At 74.1% G+C, this 4,657-nt stretch carries 3 protein-coding genes; 1 reads left to right on the forward strand and 2 read right to left on the reverse strand.

Annotation, left to right across the window (positions count from 1 at the left end):
* The first annotated feature begins 265 nt into the window (after positions 1–265).
* Positions 266–505, forward strand: coding sequence for a DUF397 domain-containing protein (locus tag FOE67_RS16975; RefSeq protein WP_182665191.1), 240 nt, complete (start codon positions 266–268; stop codon positions 503–505).
* Between the two features lie 86 nt (positions 506–591).
* On the opposite strand, the gene FOE67_RS16980 is transcribed toward FOE67_RS16975, so the two are convergent.
* Both FOE67_RS16980 and FOE67_RS16985 read right to left on the reverse strand, forming a co-directional pair.
* Positions 592–1,716 carry an ADP-ribosylglycohydrolase family protein gene (locus FOE67_RS16980; RefSeq protein WP_182665193.1) on the reverse strand — a complete coding sequence of 375 codons (1,125 nt, stop codon included), beginning with the start codon at positions 1,714–1,716 and terminating at the stop codon, positions 592–594.
* 303 nt (positions 1,717–2,019) lie between these two features.
* Positions 2,020–4,611: a bifunctional FO biosynthesis protein CofGH gene (locus tag FOE67_RS16985; RefSeq protein ID WP_182665195.1), complete on the reverse strand. Its 2,592-nt coding sequence runs from the start codon at positions 4,609–4,611 to the stop codon at positions 2,020–2,022.
* Between the last annotated feature and the right edge of the window lie 46 nt (positions 4,612–4,657).

Consider the following 4,657-nt stretch of genomic DNA (forward strand, 5'->3'; position numbering starts at 1 on the left):
GGGCGGGCCCGGAGGGGGTGACGGAGGAGGCGACGGAGGGGGCGACCGGGAACACCGACTCGATGCCCGCCCGTGTGATCGATTTCGGTCGGGGGAAAAAGCCCGCCGAACCCTACACACGCCCACGGACGTTCCGCAGGCATATGCCGAATCTGCCATTCATTCGTGTGAAACGTTTGCTCGAATCCCCCCGGGGCCCATTACCTTCCCTCCCAGGCGTCGCAGCAAGGCGGGCGCCGGTGCACGGAAAGGGCCGCAATACCTCATGGCGATTCAGCAGGGTCAGCAGGGTCGGCAGGATCCGACTCGTCGATGGATCAAGTCCTCCCACTCGGGGGGCAACGGCGCGTGCGTGGAGGTGCTCTCCCCCGCCACCAGCGCCCTCCTGGTCCGGGACTCCAAGACGCCCGGGGGCCCGCGCCTGGCGTTCCCCGCCGCCTCCTGGACGGCGTTCGTGGACACGGTGCCCGGGGCCGGCACGCCCGGCGCCCCGGACCGCGACTGACCCCTCCGGCCCCCGGGACCGACGGGCCCCGGGGTCCCACCGGCACGGGCGCTCCCCCCCGGGCCCCGTCGGCGCGGCCGACCGGCTCACCCGATCGGGTAGCGGGCCGCCCACACACCCCCGGTGTCCCCCGGTCGGTGCAGTGCGGGGCCCTGGGTCATCTCCATCGCGAAGTCGTCCGCGAGTTCCAGGATGGTCGCGCGACCCTCGACGCCCGCCACCCAGTCGGGGGGCAGCACCGTCTCGCCGTGCAGGGCGCCCAACAGGTTGCCGCATATCGAGCCGGTGGAGTCGGAGTCCCCGCCGTGGTTGACCGCCAGCAGCAGGCCGTGCCGGGTGTTCTCCGCCACCAGCGCGCAGTAGACCCCGATCGACAGGGCCTCCTCGGCGGTCCAGCCCTCCCCCAGCGCCTCCACCCGCTCGGGCCCCGGCATCCCCCGGCGAACCGCCCCCAGGGCGCGTTGCAGGGCGTCGGTGGTCTCCTCGTGGTCGGGCCGCACCGCGAGGTGGGCCAGCGCCTTCTGCACGGCGGCGTCCAGCCCGTCGCCGCGCACGACGGCGTGCACGATCACCGCCAGCGCCCCCGCCGCCAACCCGGCGGTGGGGTGGCCGTGGGTGTGGGCCGCGCACTCCACGGCGAGTTGCAGCACCAGGTGCGGGTCCCAGCCGACCAGCAGCCCGTACGGCGCCGACCGCATGACGGTGCCGCACCCCTTGGAGTTCGGGTTCTTGGGGTGCTCCGGGGTGCCCATGCGGGCGTCGCCGAGGCCCGACAGGCAGGCCCGGCCGGGCTCGCGCCGGGCGTAGAGCCACTCCTGGCGGGCCAACCAGCCGTCCCCGGGCCGGCGCTCGTCCGGCCCCCAGTCGCGCTGGGTGCGGTACCAGCGCAGGTGGGCGGCGTGCACGTCGCTGGGCGGGTGCCACACGCCGCTGTCGCGGCGGACGTGCGCGCGGATCAGCCCGTCCACCGTGAAGAGGGTCATCTGGGTGTCGTCGGTGACCGCGCCCAAACGGCCGTAGGCGGGGACGTAGTCGGTGACCCCGTGCGGGCCGTACCGCTCACGGATGGCCTCCAGGGAGTCGAACTCGATGCCCGCCCCCAGCGCGTCGCCTATCGCGCCGCCGAGCAGGCAACCGCGCACCCGGCTGCGGAAATCCTGCTGTTCGGCCCGCCCCCACGGACCGCCGCCGGTCGCCGTCACCGCGGTCATCGGCACCCCTCCCCGTCCGTTCCCCGTCCGCCGAGCCGGTCGTGCCCCTTCTTCCGGTGCCCCGGCTCCCCGGGCCGGCCGTCCGGCCCTCCCGGGTGTGCCGCGCCGGGGCCGGCCGTCGGTGACGGACGAGCCCCTCCGGCAGGGTAGGGGAGCCGGCGCCGTCCGTCAGGAGTGCCTCGACACCGCGGTGTGGAACCGGTCACACCCGGCCCGGTCCCCGGCGGGGAGCGGACCGGGCGAACCGGAGGGCCGGGCCCGGGCGGAAGGGCCGGAACGGGCCGGCCGGCGGGCGGGGCGGGCTCAGTCCACCAGGGGCAGCAGCTCCGGCAGCCGACCGTCCTGTTCCAGGGCCCGCAGCCGTCGCTCCTCGGGCACCGGCCCGTAGTCGGTGGTCCGCAACCGGGAGGGCCGGCCGGCCGCCTCCGCGATGGCCCGCAGGTCCGCCACCGAGCGGTGGGAGCCGTACCGGGAGCCCGCCATCCGGGAGATGGTCTCCTCCATCAACGTGCCGCCCAGGTCGTTGGCGCCCGAGCGGAGCATCCGCGCCGCGCCCTCGGCACCGAGCTTGACCCAACTGGTCTGGATGTTGGTGATGTGCGGATGCAGCAGCAGCCGCGCCATGGCGGTGACCGCCAGGTTGTCGCGCGGGGACGGCCCCGGGCGGGCGATGCCGGCCAGGTAGACCGGTGCGTTGGTGTGGATGAAGGGCAGGGTCACGAACTCGGTGAAGCCCGCCACACCCTTCTCCTCGTTCGCCCGCTGCACCGCCGCCAGGGTGCGCAGGTGCCCCAGCCAGTGCCGGGGTTGGTCCACGTGGCCGTACATCATCGTGGAGGAGGAGCGCAGTCCCACCTCGTGGGCGGTGGAGACGACCTCGATCCAGGTGGCGGCGGGCAGCTTGCCCTTGGTGAGGATCCACCGGACCTCGTCGTCCAGGATCTCGGCGGCGGTACCGGGGATGGAGTCCAGCCCCGCCTCACGGGCCGCGATCAGCCACTCGCGGATCGACAGGCCGGTCCGGGAGGCGCCGTTGACCACCTCCATGGGCGAGAAGGCGTGCACGTGGATGTCCGGCACCCGCTCCTTCACGGCCCGCACCAGGTCGAAGTAGGCGGTGCCCGGCAGGTCGGGGTGGATGCCGCCCTGCATGCACACCTCCACCGCGCCCACCTCCCAGGCGCCGGCGGCCCGCTCGGCGACCTGCTCCAGGGAGAGCGTGTAGGCGTCGGCGTCGGTGCGCCGCTGGGCGAAGGCGCAGAACCGGCATCCGGTGTAGCAGACGTTGGTGAAGTTGATGTTGCGGGTGACGACGAGGGTCACCTCGTCGCCGACGGTGTCGCGCCTCAGGTCGTCCGCGATCCGGCACAGCGCGTCCAGGGCCGGGCCGTCGGCGTGCAGCAGCGCCAGGGCCTGCTCGTCGGTCAGCGCGGTGGGGTCGTCGGCGGCGGTGGACAGCGCGGCGCGCAGGTCGCCCTCCACCCGCTCGGGGACCATGCCGGGGGCGGCGCTGCGGCGCAGTTCCTCCCAGTCGCCGTAGACCTCGTCGAAGTCGGCCCGACGGTCACCGGTGCGGCCCTCGGTGTCGATGGTGCGGTGCAGGTCGGTGCGGCCCGACGCGGTCAGCGGGCGGTCCGGCTCCTGCCAGGGACGTCCCACGGGACGGGCCGACTCGTCGGCGAGACCGGTCTCCGGATCGGCGAGCGCGGTGACGTGCGGCAGCACCCGGGGGTCCAGCCAGGGCTCGCCGCGCCGGATGAACTCCGGGTAGACGGTGAGGCGTTCGCGCAGCACGAAACCGGCGTCGGCGGTGCGCCGGGCCAGCTCGTCGATGTGCGGCCAGGGCCGCTCGGGGTTGACGTGGTCGGGGGTGAGCGGGGAGACGCCGCCCCAGTCGTCGATCCCGGCGGCCAGCAGCAGGGCGTACTGCTCGTCGGCGAGGTTCGGCGGGGCCTGGATGCGGGCGTCGGGCCCCAGCAGCAGCCGGGTCACGGCGATCGCCGCGGCCAACTCGGACAGTTCGGCGTCGGGAACGCCCCGCATGGCGGTGTCCGGTTTGGCCCGGAAGTTCTGGACGATGACCTCCTGCACGCCCCGGTGGGCGCGGGCCACCCGGCGCAGCGCGAAGAGGGACTCGGCCCGTTCCCCGACGGTCTCCCCTATGCCGATCAGCAGACCGGTGGTGAAGGGGACGGCCGACCGTCCGGCGTCCTCCAGCACCCGCAGTCGCACGGCGGGCTCCTTGTCGGGGGAGCCGTGGTGGGGCCCGCCGGGCTCGGACCACAGTCGCTCGGCGGTGGTCTCCAGCATCATGCCCATCGAGGGCGCCACCGGCTTGAGCCGCTGGAAGTCGGCCCAGCCCAGCACCCCGGGGTTGAGGTGGGGCAGCAGGCCGGTCTCCTCCAGGACCCGGATGGCCATGGCCCGCACGTAGGCGAGGGTGTCGTCGTAGCCGTGCGCGTCGAGCCACTCGCGGGCCTCGGGCCATCGGTCCTCGGGCCGGTCGCCCAGGGTGAACAGCGCCTCCTTGCAGCCCTGTTCGGCGCCGCGGCGGGCGATGTCCAGCACCTCGTCGGGGGTCAGGTAGGGCTGGTGACCGGCCCGGCGCAGCTTGCCGGGAACGGTGACGAAGGTGCAGTAGTGACAGCGGTCCCGGCACAGCCGGGTGAGGGGGATGAAGACCTTCTTGGAGAAGGTGATCACGCCGGGTCGGCCCGCCGCCTCCAGGCCGGCGTCCCTGATCCGGGAGGCGACCGAGCACAGTCGTTCCAGGTCGGTGTCGCGGGCCGTGAGCAGGATGGCGGCCTCGGTGGCGTCGAGGGTCACGCCGTTCTCGGCACGACGCAACGCGCGTCGCATGGCGGTGGCCCCGGGGCGGTGCGCGCTCGTGGTCATCCCCCGAGCATACGCTGTCTCTGATACACATCTCTGAGCCCACGAG

Source organism: Streptomyces calidiresistens (assembly GCF_014141525.1).
Taxonomy (GTDB): Bacteria; Actinomycetota; Actinomycetes; order Streptomycetales; family Streptomycetaceae; genus Streptomyces; species Streptomyces calidiresistens.